This is a genomic window from Streptomyces sp. NPDC085932, assembly GCF_044540525.1.
In the GTDB taxonomy this organism is placed as follows: Bacteria; Actinomycetota; Actinomycetes; order Streptomycetales; family Streptomycetaceae; genus Streptomyces; species Streptomyces levis.
In genome coordinates, this window is record NZ_JBITSJ010000003.1 from 865,716 (window position 1) to 887,715 (window position 22,000).

The window sequence follows — 22,000 nt, forward strand, 5'->3', positions numbered from 1 at the left end:
GGAGTGCGTACCTACCCCGGAGGTGAGCCATGGCGACCATGACCGCGGCCCAGCGGCGCGAACAGGCCCGCGTCGAGTACGACGCCTTCCTCAGGAGCTGCCCCACCAACCAGCTCCTGGACCGCATCAGCGACAAGTGGGTCAGCCTCGTCGTCTCCGCGCTCGCCCCCGGCCCCCTGCGCTACAGCGACCTCGGCCGCAAGATCGCCGGCGTCAGCCCCAAGATGCTCACCCAGACCCTGCGCTCGCTGGAACGCGACGGCATCCTCACCCGCAGCGTCACCCCGTCCGTCCCCGTCCGCGTCGACTACGAACTCACCCCGCTCGGCAGCAACCTGGCCCTGCTGCTGACCGCCGTGAAGGACTGGGCGGAGACCCACTTCGACGAGGTCAGGGACGCCCGGGAGCGCTACGACGCCGAGAACGCCGACGCCTGACCCCGGGCCCCGCGTGCGCCCGGGCATGCGAAGCTGACCGCCATGTCCGTGCTGCGCTCCGCCACCCTCTTCGTCCTCGCCGCGCTGCTGGAGATCGGCGGCGCCTGGCTGGTCTGGCAGGGCGTGCGCGAGCACAAGGGCTGGCTCTGGGCGGCCGGCGGCGTCCTCGCGCTCGGCGCCTACGGATTCGTCGCGACCTTCCAGCCCGACGCCCACTTCGGCCGCGTCCTCGCCGCCTACGGCGGGATCTTCGTCGCCGGTTCGCTCCTGTGGGGCGTCGTCGCCGACGGCTACCGCCCCGACCGCTGGGACGTCGCGGGCGCGCTGATCTGCCTCGCGGGCATGGCCGTCATCATGTACGCCCCACGAGGGAACTGACCGCGGCCCCGCCCCGAGCGGGGCTCAGAACGGCTCGTCGGGCAGCAGACCCAGCTGCCCCAGGAAGTCCATCTCGTCGAAGTAGAGCCGGTAGTCCACGATCCGCCCGTCCTTCACGGTGGCGATGTCCACCCCGCGGATCCGCACCTCCTTCTGCGTCGGAGGCAGCGTCTCCCCGTTCGGCAGCTCCAGCGGCCCCGTGTTCCGCCCGCTGTAGATCCCCTCGTCGATGGCCGTGTCCCCGGCCTCGTAGGAGTGCAGCGTCCGGAACGTCGCGTCGGGAACCGCCTCCGTCATCGTCCTCCAGTACGCGACGATGGCGTCACGCCCGCGCAGCTCGCCCTCGTCGGGGGTGAAGGCGACCGCGTCCTCGGCGTACAGGTCGGCGACGACCTTCAGATCGGCGTGCGTGGTGACCGCGTCCGTGAGCCGGTCCATGACCTCACGTGCCTCACCCATGATCCACCTCCAGGGAAACAGGGGATCACCCGCCCTCATTCTCCCACCGCGGGCCCCTTCTATCCTGGCCGCGAGCCCGGCGCACCAGCCGGCCGGCCCACCCACCCGAGGAGCTCCCATGGCCACCGCCGTCCCGCCCGCAGCCTCCCGCATCGCCGTCGTCACCGGTGCGAGCAGCGGCATCGGCGCCGCCACGGCACGCCGACTCGCCGCCGCGGGCTACCGCGTGGTCCTCACCGCGCGCCGCAAGGACCGCATCGAGGCCCTGGCCGAGGAGATCACCGCGGCGGGCCACCAGGCCACGGCCTACCCGCTGGACGTCACCGACCGCGCGGCCGTCGACGAGTTCGCCACGGCCTTCCGGACCATCGGCGTCCTGGTGAACAACGCGGGCGGAGCGCTCGGCGCCGACCCGGTCGCGACCGGCGACCCGGCCGACTGGCGGCAGATGTACGAGACGAACGTCATCGGCACGCTCAACCTCACCCAGGCCCTGCTGCCCAAGCTGATCGCGAGCGGCGACGGCACGGTCGTGGTCGTCTCCTCCACCGCGGGCCACGCCACCTACGAGGGCGGCGCCGGCTACGTCGCCGCCAAGCACGGCGCCCACGTGCTGGCCGAGACCCTCCGCCTGGAGATCGTCGGACAGCCGGTCCGCGTCATCGAGATCGCCCCCGGCATGGTCAGGACGGACGAGTTCGCCCTGACCCGCTTCGGCGGCGACGAGGAGAAGGCGGCGAAGGTCTACGAGGGCGTCGCCGCCCCCCTCACCGCCGACGACGTGGCCGACACGATCACCTGGGCGGTCACCCGCCCCGCCCACGTCAACATCGACCTCCTGGTGGTCCGCCCCCGAGCCCAGGCCTCGAACACGAAGGTCCACCGGGAGGCATAACCCACAGCGGTGAACATCCTCGATCGCCCGAACGGCATGTGAACTGCCGATCTAGGCTCGCGCCACATGGTTCACACGACGGCCCCCGGCCGGGACCGGCATCCCGACCGAGGGCCTCGCCGACAAGGAAGTAGAGGCTTCCCCGTGGCTGACCGCGAGCCTAGTGCTCACCGCTTCATGGACCTCAAGGTCCCCGAGTACGCGTACATGTTCGGCTTCTTACAGGCGGACGGGCATCTGTCCCAGGGGGCAGGCCAGAGGGGCCGTCTGGCCGTCGAGATCAACGCCCGAGACGTCGCCCTTCTGCACAAGTTCCAAGAGCTGACGCCGTATTACAGCAGCATCACCGAACGCACGCGATCCACGAACTTCAGTGCTGTGCACACGTCGGTGATCTGGCGCCTGTGCTCCCTTGAGGCACGAACCACGATCAACGCCCTCGGCCTTCCCTACGGCCGCAAGTCGCAGACGATCGCCCCGCCTCCCGGCGCATTCTCAGCCCGCGACTACGTCCGAGGGATCATCGATGCCGACGGATCAGTGGGCTACACCGGGCAAGGCTTGCCCTTCGTCTCCTTGACCACCGCCAGCACCGCGATCGGTACCTTTCTGTGCTCCTACGCGGAGCAGGTCACGGGGGCTGAACGCACGCTCCGCCGCAACGCACGAGACGGCATCTACAACGTCCTCTACACGAAGGAGAACGCCCAGAGGCTGGCAGCAGATCTCTACTACGAGGACTGCTTGGCGCTGGAGCGCAAGAACCTCGCGGCCGCCTCGCTATCGGCATGGATGCGCCCGGCGGACATGAGGGTTGCTCCCGAGTGCCGCCGCTGGTCAGACGATGAGGACCGCGCACTGCTGCGGCTAGGCGATCACGTCCAGGCCGCCAAGGAACTGGGCCGGACCGAGAAGAGCTGCTGCATCCGCCTGTGGCGTCTGCAGACCAAGAGGCTTCCGCTGCCGGCCGACCAGCGATGAGGCAGAAGACGCCCCCGGTGCACACCGGGGGCGTCTTCGGTCAGCCCTTCACGCACACGAACTGCTTCAGCTTCGCCACGACCTGGACAAGGTCGCCCTGCTGACTCATGACCTGCTCGATGTTCTTGTAGGCGCCGGGAATCTCGTCGAGCACACCGGAGTCCTTACGGCACTCCACTCCCCGCGTCTGGTCCTCGAGGTCCTTGACCGTGAAGCGCCGCTTCGCCGCGCTCCGGCTCATACGCCGGCCGGCTCCGTGCGAAGCCGAGTTGAAGGCCTTTTCGTTGCCCAGGCCCTTCACTATGTAGGAACTGGCGCCCATGGAGCCGGGAATGATCCCGTACTCGCCGGAGCCCGCCCGGATCGCGCCCTTGCGGGTCACGAGCAGGTCCATGCCCTCGTACCGCTCCTCCGCCACGTAGTTGTGGTGGCAGGAGATCTCCGGCTCGAACGTCGGTCTGGCCTTCTTGAACTCCTTGCGGATCACGTCCTTGAGGAACGCCATCATGATCGAGCGGTTGTACTTGGCGTACTCCTGCGCCCAGAACAGGTCGTTGCGGTAAGCCGCCATCTGCGGGGTGTCCGCGACGAAGACGGCCAGGTCCCGGTCGACCAGACCCTGGTTGTGCGGAAGCTTCCGGGCCACGCCGATGTGATGCTCGGCCAGTTCCTTGCCGATGTTGCGGGAACCGGAGTGCAGGATCAGCCACACCGACCCCTCGTCATCGAACAGCAGTTCTATGTAGTGATTGCCGGATCCAAGCGTCCCCATCTGCTTGGCAGCGCGCTCCTCACGGAACTTGACCGCATCCGCCACCCCGTCGAACCGCCCCCAGAAGTCGTCCCACCCGGCCGTGCCGAAGCCGTGCAGGCGTCCGGGGTCGACCGGGTCGTCGTGCATGCCGCGGCCCACCGGGATCACCTGCTCGATCCGGGAACGCAGGCGGGACAGGTCGCCGGGCAGGTCGTTGGCCGTCAGGGACGTCTTGACCGCCGACATCCCGCAGCCGATGTCGACGCCGACCGCCGCCGGGCACACCGCGCCCTGCATGGCGATGACCGAGCCGACCGTCGCGCCCTTGCCGTAGTGCACGTCGGGCATGACGGCCAGGCCCTTGATCCACGGCAGCGTGGCGACGTTGCGGAGCTGCTGGAGCGCGCCGTCCTCCACCGTGGCCGGGTCGGCCCACATCCGGATCGGTACCTTCGCACCAGGCATCTCTACATACGACATAACGTCCCCAATCCCCCGTAAACGAACAGAAGTCTTCAAGAGCAAATACCGGAGCCAAGGTCGACGAAAGGGATTCCGGACCGGCGTCCACGGCAGTGCGTGCGATACACATTGTGTTCATCGGCCGCCCCACGGCGGCAAGCCGATTTCCGCGTCGAGAGGAGCCACCACGTGCAACGGAAGGCGTACGCGTCCGGTATCGCCGCGCTCCTCGCGGTGCTGCTGGCCGGCTGCACCGGCGGTTCGGGCGACGGCGGCACCACGGACGACTCCAACCCGGGCGACACCGGCACGGCGTCACCCGCCGCCGAGCCCGGCCGCTACCGCACACTGCCCGAGCCGTGCACCGCGGTCGGCGAGGGCACCCTCGACGAACTCCTGCCCGGCATCCGGCAGATCGGCGACGAGGAGCAGCGCGAGCGGGCCTACGAGGGCGCGCCCACGACGACGTTCGACACCGACCGCAAGGTCGGCTGCCGCTGGAAGGTCGACTCCCGGGACGCCACGGACCACCTGCTCGTGGACTTCGAGCGGGTCGTCTCCTACGACAACGCCGTCAGCGACGACAGCCAGGCCGAGCAGCTGTTCGCGGAGCAGGAGGCGGCGGCCCACCTGCCCGAGCCGACCACGACGGAGTCGGCCGTCGCGGGCAGCACCCCGGCGGGCGGTTCCTCCGAGGCCCCGAGCGGCTCCCCGTCCCCGTCCGGCTCCTCCTCGCCCCCGGCGTCCCCGTCCACGACCCCGACGGAGCTGCGGCCGCGCGTGCTGGAGGACCTGGGCGACGAGGCGTTCCTCGACGACGAGCTGAGCAGTTCCGGTTCGACCGCCAAGCAGCGGACGGTGACTGTGGCGTTCCGCACGTCCAACGTCATCGTGACCATCGAGTACGCGGAGCAGCCGGCGACCGTGGGCGTGGTCCCGGACAGCAAGGAAATGCAGGACAGGGCCCAGAAACTGGCCTCCCGGCTGGCGGATTCGCTGAGCGGCTGAGGCCCTTTCACGGCCCCTTCACGGGTGCCCGCAAAGCAGCCGAAGGAAGAACACACCGCTGCCTCACCGCGTACGGTGACCACTCGGACCCGTTCCGACCGCAGGGAACCACGAGCGTCATGAGTGAAGGAACCATGCAGCGACGAGCACAGCGAGAAGAGCGAGAGCAGCGAGCGAAGCGCCTGGGCCGCGTCCTTGTCTGCGCGGCCGCCGTCCCCGTGATGCTGGTCGCCGCCGGCTGCTCCTCGGACTCCGGCTCCGGCGAGAGCACGGACAAGGCCGAGAAGGCCGCCGCGTCGGCGTCCGCGAGCCCGTCGCCGACCGTGGAGGCGGCGGCGTACGGCAAGCTTCCGGAGCCGTGCAAGGCGTTGTCGAAGAAGACGCTGGAGGACCTCGTCCCGGAGAGCAAGTCGGGCAAGGAGGGCAAGTCGGACGACATTTCGACGCGTGCCAGCTGCTCCTGGAACAGCCTCGACAACAACGGCGTGAAGGGCTCGCAGTTCCGCTGGCTGAACGTGTCGATGCTGCGCTTCGAGTCGGACGTCACCCGCGGCGCGGCCGACAAGCTGGCGCAGGAGTACTACGCGAAGCAGGTCCAGGACGTGCAGGCCGTGGAGGGCGCCAAGGGCGTGAAGTCGGAGCCGGTGTCCGGGACGGGTGACCAGGCGACGGCGGTCCACTACGACCTGAAGAAGAAGGAAGGCACCTTCAAGCAGCAGACGATCGTGGCGCGCGTGGAGAACGTGGTCGTCACGCTCGACTACAACGGCGCGGGCCTGGCGGGCGACAAGACGCCGAGCGCCGACGACCTGCTGAAGGACGCGAAGAAGGCCGCGAAGGAGGCCGTCGCCGCGGTGTCCGAGGCCAACGGCGCGGGTGGCGGCAAGGCGAGCGGCTCCCCGTCGAAGTCCGCCTCGAAGTCCCCGTCGAAGTCCCCGTCCGAGTCGGCGTCGAAGCCGGCCTCCGGTGACGCCTCGGACGAGCCGTCGAAGGCGGCGTCGAAGTCGCCGTCCAAGAAGGCCGCGTAGCGGAGCCGAACAAGCCCGACGGGATCCGGCCACCCGTTCTCCGTACGCATGTGCCACCCTGTTGCGCGCAACAACTCGCAAGGGGAGGGGAGTACGGGTGGCCGCGCCACTGCAACTGACTCGGATGCACCGCGTTCTCATCGGCGTGGTCGTGGCCGGTGCCGTGATCATCGCCGGCATCGGCTTCGCCGGTTCGTACGCGGCGGTCCGCGAGTTGGCCCTGAAGAAGGGCTTCGGGGACTTCTCCTACGTCTTCCCGATCGGCATCGACGCGGGCATCTGCGTCCTGCTGGCCCTGGACCTGCTCCTGACGTGGATCAGGATCCCGTTCCCCCTGCTGCGTCAGACGGCCTGGCTGCTGACGGCGGCCACGATCGCCTTCAACGGCGCCGCGGCCTGGCCGGATCCGCTCGGCGTGGGCATGCACGGGGTGATCCCGATCCTGTTCGTCGTCTCGGTCGAGGCGGCCCGGCACGCGATCGGCCGCATCGCCGACATCACGGCCGACAAGCACATGGAGGGCGTCCGCCTCACCCGCTGGATGCTCTCGCCCGTCCCGACGTTCCTGCTGTGGCGCCGTATGAAGCTCTGGGAGCTGCGCTCCTACGAGCAGGTGATCAAGCTGGAGCAGGAACGCCTGGTGTACCAGGCGCGGCTGCGGTCCCGCTTCGGGCGGTCCTGGCGCAGGAAGGCGCCGGTGGAGTCGCTGATGCCGCTGCGGCTGGCGCGCTACGGCGTGCCGCTGGCGGAGACGGCCCCGGCGGGGCTGGCGGCGGCGGGCATCGAGCCGGCGCTGATCCCGCCGCCCCCGCAGCAGACGGAGGTGACGGCGGGCCGCCGTACGGCGGGCCCGGCCCCCGAGCCGCGCCGGGCGGCGCCCTCCGGCGAGCAGCGCCTGGAGCTCGACAGCAGCCCCGAGGCGCAGTACCCGGACCAGGACGCCGAGCCGGACCAGAGCCCGTGGTTCAACACCCCGCGCGACGTCGAGTACCAGGGCGGCTACGACCCGAACTACGACCCGGCCGAGCACTACGCGCAGTGGATCGCGGAGCAGCAGGAGGCCGAGCAGTACCAGCCCGAGTACGACCGTGAGCCGCCGTCCCCCGAGGACACCGGCAGCTTCCCGATCCCGGTGGGTCCGAACCGCACGCGCGAGCTCGGCGAGGGCGGTGGCACGCCCCCGGCCCCGGAGCCGGACGAGGAGGCGTACTACCAGGTGTTCCGCCAGTCGATCGACGGCAGCTACCCCACTCCCCGGGCGCTGGGCGACAACATCCAGGCCACCTACGGCACGACGCTGAGCCCCGGTGAGCTGAAGTCCCTCGTGGAGCGTTTCCAGAAGCGCCACTCGGCGGAGCTGGAGGAGGACCACATCGCCTGACGGCGACGCAGGAGAACGGAACGGCGGATGAGGGGCCCTCGTGCGAGGGCCCCTCATCCGCCGTTGTGCTCCGTCCGCGTGCCTACTCCCCGAGCAGGGCCCGCACCCGGTCCTGGCCCACCGCGAGCAGCAGCGTGGGCAGCCGCGGCCCGGTGTCCCGGCCGACCAGCAGGTGGTACAGCAGCGCGAAGAAGGACCGCTGGGCGGTCTTGATCTCCGGCGGCAGTTCCTTCGGCGTGGCATCGGCGGAGAAGCCGGCCTGCACCTTGGGCACGCCGTAGACGAGGTGGGTCAGCCCGTCGAGCGACCAGTGGTCGGCGAGTCCGTCGAGCAGCAGCCGCAGCGAGGCGCGGCCCTGCTCGTCGAGCGACTTCAGCAGCTCGGCGTCGGGCTCGTCGCGCACGATGGTGCGCTGGTCGGCGGGGACGTGCGTGTTGATCCAGGCCTCGGCCTTGTCGTAGCGCGGGCGGGCCTCGTCGAGCGAGGTCAGCGGCTGGTCCGGGTCGAGTTCGCTGAGGATGCGCAGCGCCTGGTCCTCGTGCCCGGCGGTGATGTCCGCGACGGACGCGAGCGTCCGGTACGGCAGCGGCCGGGGCGTGCGGGGCAGCTCGCCGGCGGCGGTGCGCACCGCGCGGGAGTGCGCGGCCACGTCGGCCGGCAGGGCGCTGCCGTCGGCGACCTTGGCGTCGAGCCGGTCCCACTCGTCGTAGAGCCGCTGGATCTCCTGGTCGAAGGCGACCTTGAAGGACTGGTTGGGGCGGCGGCGGGCGTAGAGCCAGCGCAGCAGCTGCGGCTCCATGATCTGCAGGGCGTCGGCCGGGGTGGGCACACCGCCCTTGGAGGAGGACATCTTGGCCATGCCGGAGATGCCGACGAAGGCGTACATGGGGCCGATGGGCTGCTTGCCGCCGAAGATGCCGACGATCTGCCCGCCGACCTGGAACGACGAGCCGGGCGAGGAGTGGTCGACGCCGGAGGGCTCGAAGATCACGCCCTCGTAGGCCCACCGCATGGGCCAGTCGACCTTCCAGACCAGCTTGCCGCGAGTGAACTCGTTCAGCCGGACCGTCTCCGAGAAGCCGCACGCGGTGCAGGCGTAGGTGAGCTCGGTGGAGTCGTCGTCGTAGGACGTGACGGTGGTGAGGTCCTTCTCGCAGTTGCCGCAGTACGGCTTGTACGGGAAGTAGCCGGCGGAGCCGGAGCTGCCGTCGTCCTCGGCGGCCGCGCCGGAGCCCTCGGCGGCCTCCAGCTCGGCCTCGTCGACCGGCTTCTGCCCCTGCTGCTTCTTGGCCGGGGCCTTCTTGGTGCGGTACTGGTCGAGGATGGCGTCGATGTCACCGCGGTGCTTCATGGCGTGCAGGATCTGCTCGCGGTACGCGCCGGAGGTGTACTGCTGGGTCTGGCTGATCCCGTCGAACTCCACGCCGAGCTCGGCCAGCGACTCGATCATCGCGGCCTTGAAGTGCTCGGCCCAGTTCGGGTGCGCGGAGCCCTTCGGCGCGGGCACGGACGTCAGCGGCTTGCCGATGTGCTCGGTCCACTCCGCCTTGTCGACACCGGGGATGCCCTCGGGCACCTTGCGGTAGCGGTCGTAGTCGTCCCAGGAGATCAGGTGGCGCACCTGGTGGCCCCGGCGGCGGATCTCGTCGGCGACGAGGTGCGGGGTCATGACCTCGCGGAGGTTGCCGAGGTGGATGGGGCCCGACGGGGAGAGGCCGGACGCGACGACGACGGGTTTGCCCGGGGCCCGGCGCTCCGACTCCTCGATGACCTCATCCGCGAAACGGGAGACCCAGTCGGTGGTCTCGGTGCTCTGAGCCACGATCGGCACGTCCTTCTTTCTGCATCGGGCAGCCGGTACGGTCGCACGGCTGACCGCCCCATTGTCCCAGACCGGCTCGCGCCCGGAAAAACGGCTTTACCCCCGTGGGATACTGGCCGGGTCCATCGATTTCCCCTAGGAGAACGGCACCCTCGCCCATGGCCTCGGTCACGTCCCTCAGCGACTCCGTCCACCAGCGCCTCGCGGCGGCCCTGTCGGCAGCTCTGCCGCAGGCCGGCTCCGCGGACCCGCTGCTGCGACGAAGCGACCGGGCGGACTTCCAGGCCAACGGGATCCTGGCCCTCGCCAAGAAGGAGAAGGCCAACCCGCGGGAGCTGGCGACCCGGGTCGTCGCGCAGGTGGAGTCGGGCGAGCTGCTCCGGGACATCGAGGTGTCCGGCCCCGGCTTCCTCAACATCACCGTCTCCGACCGGGCGATCACCGAGAACCTGTCCGCGCGGTACGCGGACGACACGGGCCGCCTCGGCGTGCCCCCGGCGGAGCACCCGGGCACGACGGTGATCGACTACGCGCAGCCGAACGTGGCGAAGGAGATGCACGTCGGTCACCTGCGGTCCGCGGTGATCGGTGACGCGGTGGTGCAGCTGCTGGAGTTCACCGGCGAGAACGTGGTCCGGCGGCACCACATCGGCGACTGGGGCACCCAGTTCGGCATGCTCATCCAGTACCTGGACGAGCACCCGCACGAGCTGGACCACGACTCGGCCGAGGTGTCCGGCGAGGAGGCGATGTCGAACCTCGACCGTCTCTACAAGGCCTCCCGCAAGCTGTTCGACTCCGACGAGGAGTTCAAGACGCGCGCCCGGCGCCGGGTGGTGGACCTCCAGGCGGGCGACGAGAAGACCCTCGCCATGTGGCAGAAGTTCGTCGACGAGTCGAAGATCTACTTCTTCTCCGTCTTCGAGAAGCTGGACATGGAGATCCGCGACGCCGACATCGTCGGCGAGTCCGGCTACAACGACATGCTCGCCGAGACCTGCCGCCTGCTGGAGGAGTCCGGTGTCGCGGTCCGCTCGGAGGGCGCGCTGTGCGTGTTCTTCGACGACATCAAGGGACCCGACGGCAAGCCGGTCCCCCTGATCGTGCAGAAGTCGGACGGCGGTTACGGCTACGCGGCGACGGACCTGTCGGCGATCCGGGACCGCGTCTTCAACCTGAAGGCCGACTCCCTGATCTACGTGGTGGACGCCCGCCAGTCGCTGCACTTCAAGATGGTCTTCGAGACGGCCCGCAAGGCGGGCTGGCTCAACGACGACGTGAAGGCGTACCAGCTGGCCTTCGGCACGGTCCTCGGCAAGGACGGCAAGCCGTTCAAGACCCGTGAGGGCGAGACGGTCCGTCTGGTGGACCTGCTGGACGAGGCGATCGACCGTGCCTCGGCGGTGGTCCGGGAGAAGGCCCAGGACCTCTCCGAGGAGGAGATCGCCGAGCGGGGCGCCCAGGTGGGGGTCGGCGCGGTGAAGTACGCGGACCTGTCGACGTCGGCCAACCGGGACTACAAGTTCGACCTGGACCAGATGGTCTCGCTCAACGGCGACACGTCGGTCTACCTGCAGTACGCCTACGCCCGGATCCAGTCCATCCTGCGCAAGGCCGGCGAGGTGCGGCCCGCCGCACACCCGGAGCTGGAGCTGCACGCGGCCGAGCGGGCCCTGGGCCTGCACCTGGACGCGTTCGCGGAGACGGTGACGGAGGCGGCGAGGGAGTACGCCCCGCACAAGATGACGGCGTACCTGTACCAGCTGGCGTCGCTGTACACGACGTTCTACGACAAGTGCCCGGTGATCAAGCCTCAGCCGCCGCAGGACATCGCGGAGAACCGCCTGTTCCTGTGCGACATCACGGCCCGCACCCTGCACCGGGGCATGTCCCTGCTCGGCATCCGGACGCCCGAGCGGCTCTGAGCCCGGGCCCGGACACGGCCGGGACGCACGGACGGACCGAGGGCGGCACTCCCCCGTGAGTGTCGCCCTCGGCGTTTTCAGGAGCCGTGGATCACCGGCAGTTGACCCACGTGTTGGACTTCATGTAGCGGCTCACGCTGCCGGTCTCCTTGTAGCCCCGCGGGACGACGCCGCTGGAGCCGCCGTGGTTCTTCTCGGAGAACCACTTGAAGTCGCAGGACGCGCCGTGGTTGTACCAGGACTTGAAGTTCTGGAACACGGCGAACTGGGTGAGGTCCCTGTTGGTGCCGGCGACCTTCTGCATGCGGCCGGTGTAGTTCTGCCCGGCCCAGACGCAGAACCAGCCCGACGGACAGTCCGAGGCGGCCTGCGGCGCGGTCTGCGCGGCACCGGCCGTGCCCGCGGTGCCGGCCAGCAGACCGCCGGTCAGCGCGATCCCCCCGGCGATGACGGCGAGCTTGTCGGCGATACGCATGGTGTGTCCCCCTTCGTGGTCGGCCGACCGTACCGGCCGGCTCGGGAACGAGACTGCGGCCCCCGCGCCCCGGTCCGCCACCATCGCCCCGAAAGTGACGTCCTCGCGGGACGTCCCGCCCGCCGACCTGCGGGGACGTCGTGCGCCTGGACGGTGCGGCGGGACGCTCGCGGCGGGGCGTGGCCGAATCGGGAGGGGCCGGCGGGGGGAACGGAACCGTTGTACGGGGCTCCGCGTGGATGCTGTTGCAGAATGCGGCGGTGAGGGACCGCTGACCACGGTCCGCACGCACGCGAGTGGGGGGAACATGTCGCGTTGGAAAGGGCTGCCCGAAGAACTCGACCCGCGGGTCCGCCAGTTGGTGGTGGGGCTGCGCCGGGTCAAGGACCGCAGCGGACTGAGCCTGCGCCGGCTGGCCGCGAAGACGGGCTACAGCACGTCGTCCTGGGAGCGGTACCTGTCCGGCAGATCGCTCCCGCCCCGGGAGGCCGTCGAGGCGATCGCCGGGCTCGGCGGTGACGACCCGGCCCGGCTGCTGGCGCTGCACGAGGTCGCGGCCGAGGTGTGGGGCAGAGCCCCCGACGTGACGCCCGCACCGCGCCCACCGGCGCCGGCGGACCCGGAGGCGCATCCAGAGGCGGATCCGGAGGCGGGCCCCTGGGCGGACCCGGAGGCGGATCCGCCCCGGGCGCACGGGCGGGCGCTGCGCGTCACGCTGGTCGCCGGTTCGGTGGCGCTGGTGCTGGCGGTCGCCGCCGCGGTCCTGCTCGCGGTGCGGCTCACGGACGGCGAGGAGCCGGTCGCGGCCGCCCCTCCGACCGCCTCGGCGTCGTCGGCCGCGCCGGCCCCCTCGGCCCGGGAGTCGGATCGCCCGGTGTACACCTGCCGCTCGGAGCGCATCGACGGCCGGTGGTACGCGGGCAACAGCCGTACCCTCAAGGCCGTCCTGGCGAAGGGGCACGCGGGCCCGGAGGTCGCCGAGGCCCAGTGCCTGCTGCGGGAGGCGGGGCTGGCGCCGGGGGCCGTCGACGGGATCTTCGGCCCGCACACGGAACGCGCGGTCAGGGATCTGCAGAAGCGTTCCGGGCTGGTCGTGGACGGCATCGTCGGCCCGCACACCTGGAAGGCGCTGCGGGAATGACACCGACCCCGGCGGCCGGGCTGCCCCCGGAGCGCGCCCGGCTGGTGTGCCGCCTGCGGGAGTTGAAGGACGGCACGGGCCTGAGTCTGGCGGCCCTGGCGGACAGGACCACCTTCAGCAAGTCGTCCTGGGAGCGGTACCTCAACGGCAAGACGCTGCCGCCGGATCAGGCGGTACGGGAGTTGTGCCGGCTGGCGGGCGAGCCGGAGGGCCGGTGTCTGGCGCTGTGGGAGCTGGCGGAGTCGGAGTGGAGCGGGCGGGCCGCCACGCCGCCGGCGAGCACCGGGACCCCGCGGGCGCCACAGCCGCCGCGGTCACCGGTGGCCCCGCGGGACGAACGGGCGGGCGGCCGGGGCCGGTTCATGGCGGTACTGGCCTCACTGTGCGCGCTGGCCGCCGGCGGCCTCTCGGTCGCCCTGGTGCTGCTCGCGGGGCAGTCGACCGAACCCCGCCCGGCAGCGCCGTCGCCGTCGGTCCCGGCGCCCCGCTGCCGGGGGAGCGCCTGCGAGGGCGGGAGCCCGATGCTGATGAAGTGCGGCACGGACCCGCGCACCCTCGCCTCGCACCGCACGGCCACGGGGGCCCACCTCGAACTGCGCTACAGCGCCAAGTGCGGGGCCGGCTGGGCGCGGATGTGGAGCACGCGCATCGGCGACCGCCTGGAGCTGAACGCGGCCGGTGCCGGGCGGCCGCACTCCGCCGAGATCACCGACGGCCTGGCCGCCCAGTCGTACGTCTACACGCCCATGACCGCGGCCCGTTCCGGCACGGTGCTGCGCGCCTGCTTCCGGCCGGTGACGGGAGCCCGGGGCGAGTGTTTCGAGGCCCGCCTGTGAGGACGGCCGGCCACGGTGTCAGTGGCCGGCCCTACAGTCACCCCCATGGCGACTCTCCCGAACCCCCTGCCCACCCTGGCGGCGGACCCCGGCGGCCGCGCGCTCGGACTGCGGCTGCCCGCCGGCGCGCTCGTCGACACCACGGCCGAGGGGCCCTGGCACGAGCCGTTGCTGTGGTGCGCGCGGGAGCGGGCCCGGCCGGGTGACCGGGAGCTGCTGGAGCCGGCCCGGCGCAGGGGCCTGCTGCCGGTCGTGCTGGACGTCGGGGGCGGCCACGGCGGCCCGGACCGCTGGGAGTTGGCGCCCGCGGACGTGTCGTACCCGGGGGACCACGACGCCGGGGAGGTACTGGCGGAGTACTGGCAGGAGCACGCGGCGGACGGCGCCCCCTGGCCGGGCGCGGACACGGCGCCGCTCGCGGAACAGGACCCGGACACGGTGGCCGCCGACGTGGGCGACGCCCTGCTGGAGGAGGGCGGCCCCTTGAAGGACCCCCGCCTGGCCCTCGTCCCGGCCCGCCGCAGCGCCGACATCCCGGCGGCGATCGGCTGGACCGGCGCGGTGCACCACGAGGCCGACGCGGGCCGGCTCGGCGCGGTCCTGCGCGACTGGGAGGACCGCTTCGGGATACGCGTCACGGCGCTCGGCTTCGACCATCTGCTGGTGTCGGTCGCCGCCCCGCCGGCCACGCTCGCCGAGGCGGAGGCCGTCGCCGCCGAGCACTTCGCGTTCTGCCCGGACACCGTCCGGCACGCCGCGGTCCCGTCCCTGCGGGCGTACGCCGAGCAGCGGGTTCTCGCCGGCCGGACCTGGCACTTCTGGTGGGACTGACCGGGGGGCCTAGTCCTCCGCCGCACCCTCCCGCAGCCCCTCGCCCAGCCTGCGCAGGCCTTCACCGATCTCCTCGGGCGTCTGTGTGACGAAGCACAGCCGCAGGGTCCTCCGGTCGGGCCGGCCGGCGTAGAAGGGAGCGCCGGGGACGTAGGCCACGTCGTGCCGCACCACCCGCGGCAGCAGCGCGGTCGTGTCGTAGGGCTCCGGCAGCCGCGCCCAGAGGAACATGCCGCCCTCGGGCCGGTCCCACACCGAGCCCTCGGGCAGTGCCCCGGCCAGCCCCGCGAGCAGGGCGTCACGGCGCGCGCGGTAGACCCCGGCGACGCGGCCGACGTGGGCGTCCAGGTCGTGGTCGGCGAGGTAGCGGGCGGCGGCGAGCTGGTTGACGGTCGGGGTGTGCAGGTCGGCGGCCTGCTTGGCGACGGCACAGGCCCGCCGCAGCTCCGAGGGCGCCCGCAGCCAGCCGAGCCGCAGCCCGGGCGCCATCACCTTGGAGAAGCTGCCGAGCAGTACCGTGCGGTCCTCGGCGCCCGGCCGGGAGGCGATCCAGGGCAGGCGTTCACCCTCGTAGCGCAGCTCGCCGTAGGGGTCGTCCTCGACGATCCACAGTCCGCGCCGGGCGGCGACGGCGGCCACGGCCGCGCGCCGGTCGGCGGGCAGCGTACGGCCGGTGGGGTTCTGGAAGGTGGGCACGGTGTACAGCAGCTTGGGCCGCTCGCGCACGACGAGTTCCTCCAGCGCCTCGGGGTCGAGCCCGTGCTCGTCGCCGGGCACGGGCACGACCCGCGCTCCGGCGAACCCGAAGGCCTGGAGCGCCGCGAGATAGCAGGGGTTCTCGACGAGGACGGTGTCCCCGGGTTCGAGCAGGGCGGTGGCCAGGAGCGAGAGTGCCTGCTGGGAGCCGGTGGTGACGAGCAGGTCGTCGGGCCCGGTGGGCAGCCCGCGGGCGGTGGTCCGGGCGGCCAGGGCGGCCCGCAGGGCGGGATCTCCCTCGGTCGTGGAGTACTGCAGCGCCCGCGCGGGCTGCTCGGCCAGCACCGCCCGGTAGGAGTCCGCGATGCCCTCCGCGTCGAACAGTTCCGGCGCCGGCAGCCCGCCCGCGAAGTTGATCACCTCGGGGCGCGCGGTGACGGCGAGGATGTCCCGCACGGGCGAACCACCGACCGCCCGCGCCCGCCCGGCGAGCGGCGGCACGGGCGAGTGAACGGGGACGCTCTCGGCGACGGTCATGACGGCTCCTTCGGCGACGGGACGACGTGCCCGCAGCCTAGGGACATACATGCCGCCTACAAGAAGTTTTCCGGCATACGGACAGGCACCGCCCGGCCGCCGGCCCACCCGCCCGGGCCCCGGCCGGTCCGCCGGAACTCCGCGCCCGTACGCTCGTCCGTCGACAGCCGACCGCACGGAGAGAGCCGCATGCCGACGCACGGGAACCCACGCGCCCTCGGCACCACCGGCCGCACGGCCGACCCGGCCGGTGCCCCACCTCCTCTCCGCCGGACGCGCCCCCTCCACTGGCTCCTGTTCACCAGCGCGTGCACAGCGACCTCGGTGTCCCTGGCATGGCTCGCCCCGACCCTCCCCCTGCCACCCTTCTCACGTGCCCCGGCCTTCCTCACCTCCGCGCTGGCGATCCCCCTGGCCCTCGTCGTCGTCCCCTGCGTACTGCTCCGCCGCATCACGCACAGAGAGCCCCCCAAACTCGCCATCGGAGCCCTCGTCATCACCCTGCCCGCCGCCATCGTGCTGGCGGTCGTCACCCGGGAGGCGGCCGAGGAACGGGGGCTGCAGGAACGCGGCCGGTGGACCGAGGCCGTCGTGGTCGACGTCGACAACGGCAAGACCGACGAGTGCGCGCTGCGCACCCGCGACGGCCGGGAGATCTCCCCTCCGCTGACGGACGGCTGCGACCCCGGGCGGCTTGAGCCGGGCGACCGGCTGCACGTGCTGTACGACCCCCGGGGAATGGCCGGTCCGCTGGAGGACGAGGGCGACGGGGTGGATCTGGACCCCGGCGCGTACACCGGGGTGATCGGCGGTCTGGCGGCGTTGACCGTCGCGGCCGGTGCATGGGGCTGCGCGCGGCTGAGCCGGGGCGACGCCTAGGCGCACCTCGTCTCCCAAGTCCCGGCTACCGACGGCCTGTTCGAGGTCCGGGCCCGGGCGTCAGGACGACGACTCGGTCGTGCCGGCCTTCACCCACTTCTCGCCGCCCAGCGGGAACTCGTACGCCGGTCGCCCGTTGTTGCCGCTCGTACGGAACGGCCGGCCCCGGTCGTCCACGGTCAGCGTGCCCTGCCGGCTGCCGCTGGACCACCGCAACTCCAGGTACCAGCTGACGTCGTAGGCGGAGGCGTCGGCGCTGATGTAGTAGACCTCCGGGTCGGACTCGCTCACCTTGAACGGGAAGTCGTCGTGGCCCGCCTCCGGCACGACGGCCGGCCGCGCCGCGTCGAGGGCGACCGTGAAGTACCGGGTCGGCACCCCGCCGCCGCAGCCCACGCCCGGGTAGCCCATGGCGTAGTCGTTCCAGGCGAGCGGCGCGCGTTTGCCGGCCATCCGGACCGTCAGCCCCTTGAGGACCACCGTCTCGTCCCCGGTGCCCTGCACGGTGACCTTCAGCAACTGCTGCCCCGACGGAACGGCGTCCATCGCGGCCACCCAGCCCGGCGCGTCCTGCTCCAGCGGCGGCGGCACCACGCGGCCCGGCGGGAGATTCACCAGGTATCGCTGGGAGCAGGGGCTCTCCCAGGCGTGCGGCTCGGTGTCCACGGTCAGCGGAGCCGGGCCGGCGGCGGGGGCGGCGTCCCGGCCGGGACGGTCCGTGCCGGTGGCCGAGGCGGAGGGAGCGGCGGACGCGGCGGCCCGCTTCCCCTTGTCCTTCCCCTCCTCCTTGCTCTGCCCGGACGGTGAGGCCGAACGGCCCGAGGGCGACACGGAGACGGCCGCGGGGCCGTCGCGCCGCGCATCCCGGTCCGACGCGGCCGCCGGACCGCTCCGCCCGTCGCCGTCGGTCCCCCCGGACGGCACGGCCACGGCGAGCCCGACCCCGCCGAGTACGACGGCCAGCGCGACACCGGCGAGGACGGCGGGCCGCGGCCGACGCGCACGACGGCCGACGGGCGGGGCCGAGAGCACCTCCACCGGCCCCTCACCCCCGGCCTCTCCGCCCGCTACGCCCTCGCCCGCAGCACGCTCGCTCACAGCGCCCTCGCCCGAACCCTCGGGCGCGGCACTGCCCGACTCCGCACCACCCGAACCCGGCCCCTCAGACCCCTCGCCCGCAAGGGACTTGGACGCGTCAGGCCCCGCTCCCCCCTTGCGCCCCCGCCCCGCATCCGCCAGCACCCACCGCCGGTGCAGCTCCACCAGCTCTGCGGGCGACGCCTTGCACAGCCGGGCGAGCCGCTCCACGGGCGCGTAGTCGGCCGGTACGGCATCCCCGTTGCAGTACCGGTGCAGCGTCGACGTACTCATGTGCAGCCGCCTGGCGAGCACCCCGTAGCTCAGTCCGGAGCGCTCCTTCAACTCCCCCAGCAACGCCGCGAATTCCTCCGCGGCCGTGCTCTCCGACACCGTTCCTCCAGCCCCCGTGTCCCGTTCCGCCGTTCCAGGGAACGGTCGTTTCCCCTGGTCAATGGCCGTGCGGGCGTTCCAGCGTCCCGGATGGCCCGCCGAGTGTGGCGGCCGGGACGGATCACCCCACAAGCTCTGGTCATCCAAGCACGCCGCTCCCGGCCCGCCGGTCGAGCGGGCCGCCTGGGGCCCACTTCCCCACCGCCTTTGTCCGAAAGGAACCCAGCCATGCGCAAGTACCACGCCCTCCCCGTCGCCCTCTTGGCCGCCCTCGCCCTCACGGCGTGCGAGGACGGCACGGGCACGCAGAACGAGGGCGCCGCGGCGAGCGCGTCGGTCACGACCGGCGCGAGCGGCGCCGGGGACCGGCCCGCCACCGAGCCCACGAAGAACACCGGGAACGCCCAGAACACGCAGCAGGCCTCCGAGGGCGGCGACACGGACACCACCGGCACCACCGGCACGACGGGAACCACCGGCGCCAACGGCAAGGGCAAGGGCACCGAGAAGGCCGGAAAGCCGGCCGAGCGGACGCGCGTCTCCTGCAACGGCTCCAACACCACCGTCACGGCCCGGCCGGTGCCCCGCCCGCTCAACCACATGCTGCTCACGGTCAAGAACACCGGCTCGACGACCTGCGACCTCACCTACTACCCGGTGCTCCGCTTCGACGAGATGCAGTGGGCCCCGCAGGCGGTCGAGGACTCCCAGCCGCAGGCCGTGACGACCCTGGCCCCCGGCGAGTCCGGCTACGCGGGCGTCCTGCTCTCGGCGGCCGACGGCAGCGGCGAGGCCGGCACGACCGGCCACAAGCTCACGGTCGGCTTCCAGGGCCGCACCCCGAACAGCAGCGGCGGCCCCTCCGCGCTCCCCGCCCTGCCGGCCAAGGGCGTGTACTACGACAGCACCCTGCGCGTCACCTACTGGCTGCGCGACATGGACCAGGCCCTGTCCTACTGAGCCCGGCCCCGCGGGTCACCGCCCTACTGCTCCCTCAGCTTCTGGGCCACTTCGGTGGCCCAGTAGGTGAGGATGTTCCGCGCCCCGGCCCGCTTGATGCCGGTCAGGGCCTCCAGGATCGCCCGGTCGCGGTCGATCCAGCCCTTCTCGGCGGCGGCCTCGATCATCGAGTACTCACCGGAGATCTGGTAGGCGGCGACAGGCACGTCCACGGCGTCCGCGACCCGGGCGAGGATGTCCAGGTAGGGCCCGGCCGGCTTGACCATCACCATGTCGGCGCCCTCCTCCAGGTCGAGGGCGAGCTCGCGCAGGGACTCGCGCGCGTTGGCGGGGTCCTGCTGGTAGGTCTTGCGGTCCCCCTGGAGCGAGGAGCCGACGGCCTCACGGAAGGGCCCGTAGAAGGCGGAGGCGTACTTCGCGGTGTAGGCGAGGACGGCGACGTCCTCCCGCCCGATCTGATCCAGGGCATCCCGGATCACCCCGATCTGCCCGTCCATCATGCCGCTGGGGCCGACCACATGGGCCCCGGCGTCGGCCTGCACCTGGGCCATCTCGGCGTACCGCTCCAGGGTCGCGTCGTTGTCGACCCGCCCCTGCGCGTCGAGCACCCCGCAGTGACCGTGGTCGGTCGTCTCGTCGAGGCACAGGTCGGACATGACCAGCAGGTCGTCGCCGACCTCGGCCCGCACGTCCCGCAGGGCGACCTGGAGGATCCCGTCCGGGTCGGTCCCCGGCGTCCCGAGCGCGTCCTTCTTCGACTCCTCCGGCACGCCGAACAGCATGATCCCGGAGATCCCGGCCGCGACCGCCTCCGCGGCCGCCTTCTTCAGACTGTCCCGCGTGTGCTGCACGACCCCGGGCATGGCCGCGATCGGCACCGGCTCGCTGACGCCCTCGCGCACGAAGGCGGGAAGGATGAGGTCGGCGGGGTGCAACCGGGTCTCAGCGACCATCCGACGCATCACGGGGTTGCTCCGCAGCCGCCGCGGCCGCGTACCGGGAAATGATCCGTACGTCGTCATGCCCTCTACGCTACGCCCGCCCCATACGTCCCGATGCCGACGCACTGTCGGCACTCGGCCGCCCCCTCGGCGCGTGGCGCGGGGCACCGCCCGGCCCCGCGATGCGTCCACCACCCGCCAGGTCCATCCTGAAATCAACAAGGAGAAGGACAAGGACCCCGACGGCCCGCCACCCCCTCGCCGCCGCCGTCCCTCCGTACCGGCCCCCACGGAGGACGCGATGACCGCCCCCCAGCACACCCCCGACCTGTTCGCCCTCTCGGAGATCTCCGGCCCCGTCCTGCGCCCCGGCGACGACGCCTACGCCGACGAGGTCACCGGCTTCAACCTGGCCTCCCTGCACACCCCCGACGTCGTCGTGGGAGCCACCGGCACCGACGACGTCGTCGCCGCGATGCGCTGGGCCCACGCCACCCGGACCCCCGTCGCCGTCCAGGCCACCGGCCACGGCGCCAACTTCCCCATCGAGCACGGCCTGTTGATCACCACGTCCCGTATGACGGACGTCCAGGTCGACCCCGCCACCCGCACCGCCAGGATCGCCGCGGGCGCGAAGTGGAGCCACGTGATGGCGGCCTGCGCCCCCCACGGCCTGGCCGGCCTGTGCGGCACCTCCACCGACGCGGGCGTCGTCGGCTACACCCTCGGAGGGGGACTCCCGGTCCTCGGCCGGGCCTACGGGTACGCCGCCGACCTGGTCCGCTCCTTCGAGGTCGTCACCCCGGACGGCCGGCTGCGCGAGGCCGACCCCCACCACGAGCCGGAACTGTTCTGGGCCCTGCGCGGCGGCAAGGGCAACGTGGGCGTGGTGACCTCCCTGGTCACCGAACTGCTCCCGCTGCCCCGCCTCTACGGCGGCGGCCTGCACTGGCACGCCGAACACACCGAGGCCCTGCTGCACGCCTGGTCGGACTGGTCCCGCACGGTCCCGGACGAGATGGGCAGCATGTTCTCGGTGCTGCGGCTGCCGCCCATCCCCCAGATCCCCGAGCCCCTGCGCGGCGGCTTCTGGGCCCGGGTCGCGATCGCCTGGCCGGGCGACACGGCCGAGGGCGAAGCGCTGATCGCCCCGCTGCGCCGCGCGGCCCCCGTGGCCGTCGACCTGGTGGAGGAGATGGACTACGCGGCCCTGGACCGCATCCACATGGAGCCCCAGGACCCGCTCCCCGCACGGGAGTGCTGCATGCTCCTGCGCGACCTGCCCCCCGACGCCCTGAGCGCGTTCCTGGAGCAGACCGGCCCGGCCGTCGGCGTGGACTACCCGCTGCTGGTGGCCTCGCTGCGGCACATGGGCGGGGCACTGGCCCGCCCGGCCCCCGTCGAGGACGCCGTCTGCGCCCGTGACGCCCGGTACTTCATGGAGTCGGTCGGGATCATGCCCGCGCCGCCCGTGGCGGAGGCCGTCGAACAGGCGACCCGCCGCCTCTACGCGGCCATGGCCCCCTACGGCACCGGGCGCACCATGGTCAACATCCACGGCACGCCCGGCGACGAACAGGACATCGCCCGCGCCTGGACCCCGGAGGTCTACGCCCGCCTGCGCCACGACAAGGCCACGTACGACCCGGACAACCTGCTGCGCTACGGCCACGCGGTGACACCCGCGTAGCCGCAGCCACCCAG

At 72.2% G+C, this 22,000-nt stretch carries 21 protein-coding genes; 14 read left to right on the forward strand and 7 right to left on the reverse strand.

Annotated features, from left to right (window positions below):
• The first annotated feature begins 29 nt into the window (after positions 1 to 29).
• Together ACIGAQ_RS20060 and ACIGAQ_RS20065 are read left to right on the forward strand one after the other, a co-directional pair.
• Positions 30 to 437 carry a helix-turn-helix domain-containing protein gene (locus ACIGAQ_RS20060; protein WP_311688017.1) on the forward strand — a complete coding sequence of 136 codons (408 nt, stop codon included), beginning with the start codon at positions 30 to 32 and terminating at the stop codon, positions 435 to 437.
• A 42-nt stretch (positions 438 to 479) separates the two neighbouring features.
• Positions 480 to 815: a YnfA family protein gene (locus ACIGAQ_RS20065; protein WP_311688016.1), complete on the forward strand. Its 336-nt coding sequence runs from the start codon at positions 480 to 482 to the stop codon at positions 813 to 815.
• A 24-nt stretch (positions 816 to 839) separates the two neighbouring features.
• On the opposite strand, the gene ACIGAQ_RS20070 is transcribed toward ACIGAQ_RS20065, so the two are convergent.
• The gene (locus ACIGAQ_RS20070) at positions 840 to 1,274 is read right to left on the reverse strand and encodes a nuclear transport factor 2 family protein (RefSeq protein WP_311688015.1); all 435 of its coding nucleotides are present in this window, start codon (positions 1,272 to 1,274) and stop codon (positions 840 to 842) included.
• A 118-nt stretch (positions 1,275 to 1,392) separates the two neighbouring features.
• On the opposite strand from ACIGAQ_RS20070, the gene ACIGAQ_RS20075 reads away from it, so the two are divergent.
• Entirely contained in the window at positions 1,393 to 2,169 is a 777-nt protein-coding gene (locus ACIGAQ_RS20075) for an SDR family NAD(P)-dependent oxidoreductase (RefSeq protein ID WP_399784514.1), read from the forward strand.
• A 144-nt stretch (positions 2,170 to 2,313) separates the two neighbouring features.
• Positions 2,314 to 3,150: an LAGLIDADG family homing endonuclease gene (locus ACIGAQ_RS20080; protein ID WP_399784517.1), complete on the forward strand. Its 837-nt coding sequence runs from the start codon at positions 2,314 to 2,316 to the stop codon at positions 3,148 to 3,150.
• Between the two features lie 40 nt (positions 3,151 to 3,190).
• On the opposite strand, the gene ACIGAQ_RS20085 is transcribed toward ACIGAQ_RS20080, so the two are convergent.
• Complete coding sequence (locus tag ACIGAQ_RS20085; RefSeq protein ID WP_399784520.1) at positions 3,191 to 4,384, reverse strand: RtcB family protein; 1,194 nt, start codon at positions 4,382 to 4,384, stop codon at positions 3,191 to 3,193.
• Between the two features lie 171 nt (positions 4,385 to 4,555).
• On the opposite strand from ACIGAQ_RS20085, the gene ACIGAQ_RS20090 reads away from it, so the two are divergent.
• The 3 genes from ACIGAQ_RS20090 to ACIGAQ_RS20100 all read left to right on the forward strand — a co-directional run bounded on the left by ACIGAQ_RS20090 (position 4,556) and on the right by ACIGAQ_RS20100 (position 7,783).
• Positions 4,556 to 5,374: a DUF3558 domain-containing protein gene (locus ACIGAQ_RS20090; RefSeq protein ID WP_399784523.1), complete on the forward strand. Its 819-nt coding sequence runs from the start codon at positions 4,556 to 4,558 to the stop codon at positions 5,372 to 5,374.
• Positions 5,375 to 5,508: 134 nt separating this feature from the next.
• Complete coding sequence (locus ACIGAQ_RS20095; protein WP_399784525.1) at positions 5,509 to 6,402, forward strand: DUF3558 family protein; 894 nt, start codon at positions 5,509 to 5,511, stop codon at positions 6,400 to 6,402.
• Between the two features lie 124 nt (positions 6,403 to 6,526).
• Positions 6,527 to 7,783, forward strand: coding sequence for a DUF2637 domain-containing protein (locus ACIGAQ_RS20100; RefSeq protein WP_399784528.1), 1,257 nt, complete (start codon positions 6,527 to 6,529; stop codon positions 7,781 to 7,783).
• 82 nt (positions 7,784 to 7,865) lie between these two features.
• On the opposite strand, the gene lysS is transcribed toward ACIGAQ_RS20100, so the two are convergent.
• Positions 7,866 to 9,614, reverse strand: a complete 1,749-nt coding sequence (lysS, locus tag ACIGAQ_RS20105; protein WP_399784531.1) for a lysine--tRNA ligase — start codon at positions 9,612 to 9,614, stop codon at positions 7,866 to 7,868.
• A 149-nt stretch (positions 9,615 to 9,763) separates the two neighbouring features.
• Here lysS and argS point away from each other — a divergent pair, with 149 nt between their 5' ends.
• Complete coding sequence (gene argS / locus ACIGAQ_RS20110) at positions 9,764 to 11,530, forward strand: arginine--tRNA ligase (RefSeq protein ID WP_399784534.1); 1,767 nt, start codon at positions 9,764 to 9,766, stop codon at positions 11,528 to 11,530.
• A 91-nt stretch (positions 11,531 to 11,621) separates the two neighbouring features.
• On the opposite strand, the gene ACIGAQ_RS20115 is transcribed toward argS, so the two are convergent.
• The gene (locus ACIGAQ_RS20115) at positions 11,622 to 12,005 is read right to left on the reverse strand and encodes a peptidase inhibitor family I36 protein (RefSeq protein ID WP_311688008.1); all 384 of its coding nucleotides are present in this window, start codon (positions 12,003 to 12,005) and stop codon (positions 11,622 to 11,624) included.
• A 307-nt stretch (positions 12,006 to 12,312) separates the two neighbouring features.
• Here ACIGAQ_RS20115 and ACIGAQ_RS20120 point away from each other — a divergent pair, with 307 nt between their 5' ends.
• Genes ACIGAQ_RS20120 through ACIGAQ_RS20130 form a run of 3 tightly spaced genes read left to right on the forward strand, consistent with a single transcriptional unit; the run spans position 12,313 to position 14,813 of the window.
• On the forward strand, positions 12,313 to 13,146 hold the full coding sequence (locus ACIGAQ_RS20120; protein WP_399784537.1) for a peptidoglycan-binding protein: 834 nt from the start codon (positions 12,313 to 12,315) through the stop codon (positions 13,144 to 13,146).
• Entirely contained in the window at positions 13,143 to 13,982 is an 840-nt protein-coding gene (locus ACIGAQ_RS20125) for a DUF2690 domain-containing protein (protein WP_399784540.1), read from the forward strand. Before ACIGAQ_RS20120 ends, ACIGAQ_RS20125 begins: the two co-directional genes overlap by 4 nt.
• 45 nt (positions 13,983 to 14,027) lie before the next feature.
• Entirely contained in the window at positions 14,028 to 14,813 is a 786-nt protein-coding gene (locus tag ACIGAQ_RS20130; protein ID WP_362286956.1) for a DUF4253 domain-containing protein, read from the forward strand.
• A 9-nt stretch (positions 14,814 to 14,822) separates the two neighbouring features.
• Here ACIGAQ_RS20130 and ACIGAQ_RS20135 read toward each other — a convergent pair whose 3' ends face one another.
• Positions 14,823 to 16,046: a PLP-dependent aminotransferase family protein gene (locus tag ACIGAQ_RS20135; protein ID WP_399784543.1), complete on the reverse strand. Its 1,224-nt coding sequence runs from the start codon at positions 16,044 to 16,046 to the stop codon at positions 14,823 to 14,825.
• A gap of 189 nt (positions 16,047 to 16,235) precedes the next feature.
• On the opposite strand from ACIGAQ_RS20135, the gene ACIGAQ_RS20140 reads away from it, so the two are divergent.
• On the forward strand, positions 16,236 to 16,925 hold the full coding sequence (locus tag ACIGAQ_RS20140; protein WP_399784545.1) for a hypothetical protein: 690 nt from the start codon (positions 16,236 to 16,238) through the stop codon (positions 16,923 to 16,925).
• A gap of 60 nt (positions 16,926 to 16,985) precedes the next feature.
• Here the strand turns inward: ACIGAQ_RS20140 and ACIGAQ_RS20145 are convergent, their stop codons facing one another.
• Positions 16,986 to 18,395 (reverse strand): helix-turn-helix domain-containing protein, encoded by a 1,410-nt coding sequence (locus ACIGAQ_RS20145; RefSeq protein WP_399784548.1) that lies wholly within the window; start codon positions 18,393 to 18,395, stop codon positions 16,986 to 16,988.
• Positions 18,396 to 18,623: 228 nt separating this feature from the next.
• Here ACIGAQ_RS20145 and ACIGAQ_RS20150 point away from each other — a divergent pair, with 228 nt between their 5' ends.
• Positions 18,624 to 19,355: a DUF4232 domain-containing protein gene (locus ACIGAQ_RS20150; protein WP_399784551.1), complete on the forward strand. Its 732-nt coding sequence runs from the start codon at positions 18,624 to 18,626 to the stop codon at positions 19,353 to 19,355.
• Between the two features lie 23 nt (positions 19,356 to 19,378).
• On the opposite strand, the gene hemB is transcribed toward ACIGAQ_RS20150, so the two are convergent.
• Positions 19,379 to 20,377, reverse strand: a complete 999-nt coding sequence (gene hemB / locus ACIGAQ_RS20155) for a porphobilinogen synthase (RefSeq protein ID WP_399784554.1) — start codon at positions 20,375 to 20,377, stop codon at positions 19,379 to 19,381.
• Positions 20,378 to 20,597: 220 nt separating this feature from the next.
• On the opposite strand from hemB, the gene ACIGAQ_RS20160 reads away from it, so the two are divergent.
• On the forward strand, positions 20,598 to 21,986 hold the full coding sequence (locus ACIGAQ_RS20160) for an FAD-binding oxidoreductase (RefSeq protein WP_399784557.1): 1,389 nt from the start codon (positions 20,598 to 20,600) through the stop codon (positions 21,984 to 21,986).
• Positions 21,987 to 22,000: the final 14 nt, after the last annotated feature.

What these genes read in the sequence shown, in the direction of transcription:
- ACIGAQ_RS20060 (WP_311688017.1), top strand. Translation starts at nt 30, where the DNA reads ATGGCGACCATGACCGCGGCCCAGCGGCGCGAACAGGCCCGCGTCGAG.
- ACIGAQ_RS20065 (WP_311688016.1), top strand. Translation starts at nt 480, where the DNA reads ATGTCCGTGCTGCGCTCCGCCACCCTCTTCGTCCTCGCCGCGCTGCTG.
- ACIGAQ_RS20070 (WP_311688015.1), bottom strand. Translation starts at nt 1,274, where the DNA reads ATGGGTGAGGCACGTGAGGTCATGGACCGGCTCACGGACGCGGTCACC.
- ACIGAQ_RS20075 (WP_399784514.1), top strand. Translation starts at nt 1,393, where the DNA reads ATGGCCACCGCCGTCCCGCCCGCAGCCTCCCGCATCGCCGTCGTCACC.
- ACIGAQ_RS20085 (WP_399784520.1), bottom strand. Translation starts at nt 4,384, where the DNA reads ATGTCGTATGTAGAGATGCCTGGTGCGAAGGTACCGATCCGGATGTGG.
- ACIGAQ_RS20095 (WP_399784525.1), top strand. Translation starts at nt 5,509, where the DNA reads ATGCAGCGACGAGCACAGCGAGAAGAGCGAGAGCAGCGAGCGAAGCGC.
- ACIGAQ_RS20100 (WP_399784528.1), top strand. Translation starts at nt 6,527, where the DNA reads ATGCACCGCGTTCTCATCGGCGTGGTCGTGGCCGGTGCCGTGATCATC.
- argS (WP_399784534.1), top strand. Translation starts at nt 9,764, where the DNA reads ATGGCCTCGGTCACGTCCCTCAGCGACTCCGTCCACCAGCGCCTCGCG.
- ACIGAQ_RS20115 (WP_311688008.1), bottom strand. Translation starts at nt 12,005, where the DNA reads ATGCGTATCGCCGACAAGCTCGCCGTCATCGCCGGGGGGATCGCGCTG.
- ACIGAQ_RS20120 (WP_399784537.1), top strand. Translation starts at nt 12,313, where the DNA reads ATGTCGCGTTGGAAAGGGCTGCCCGAAGAACTCGACCCGCGGGTCCGC.
- ACIGAQ_RS20125 (WP_399784540.1), top strand. Translation starts at nt 13,143, where the DNA reads ATGACACCGACCCCGGCGGCCGGGCTGCCCCCGGAGCGCGCCCGGCTG.
- ACIGAQ_RS20130 (WP_362286956.1), top strand. Translation starts at nt 14,028, where the DNA reads ATGGCGACTCTCCCGAACCCCCTGCCCACCCTGGCGGCGGACCCCGGC.
- ACIGAQ_RS20135 (WP_399784543.1), bottom strand. Translation starts at nt 16,046, where the DNA reads ATGACCGTCGCCGAGAGCGTCCCCGTTCACTCGCCCGTGCCGCCGCTC.
- ACIGAQ_RS20140 (WP_399784545.1), top strand. Translation starts at nt 16,236, where the DNA reads ATGCCGACGCACGGGAACCCACGCGCCCTCGGCACCACCGGCCGCACG.
- ACIGAQ_RS20150 (WP_399784551.1), top strand. Translation starts at nt 18,624, where the DNA reads ATGCGCAAGTACCACGCCCTCCCCGTCGCCCTCTTGGCCGCCCTCGCC.
- hemB (WP_399784554.1), bottom strand. Translation starts at nt 20,377, where the DNA reads ATGACGACGTACGGATCATTTCCCGGTACGCGGCCGCGGCGGCTGCGG.
- ACIGAQ_RS20160 (WP_399784557.1), top strand. Translation starts at nt 20,598, where the DNA reads ATGACCGCCCCCCAGCACACCCCCGACCTGTTCGCCCTCTCGGAGATC.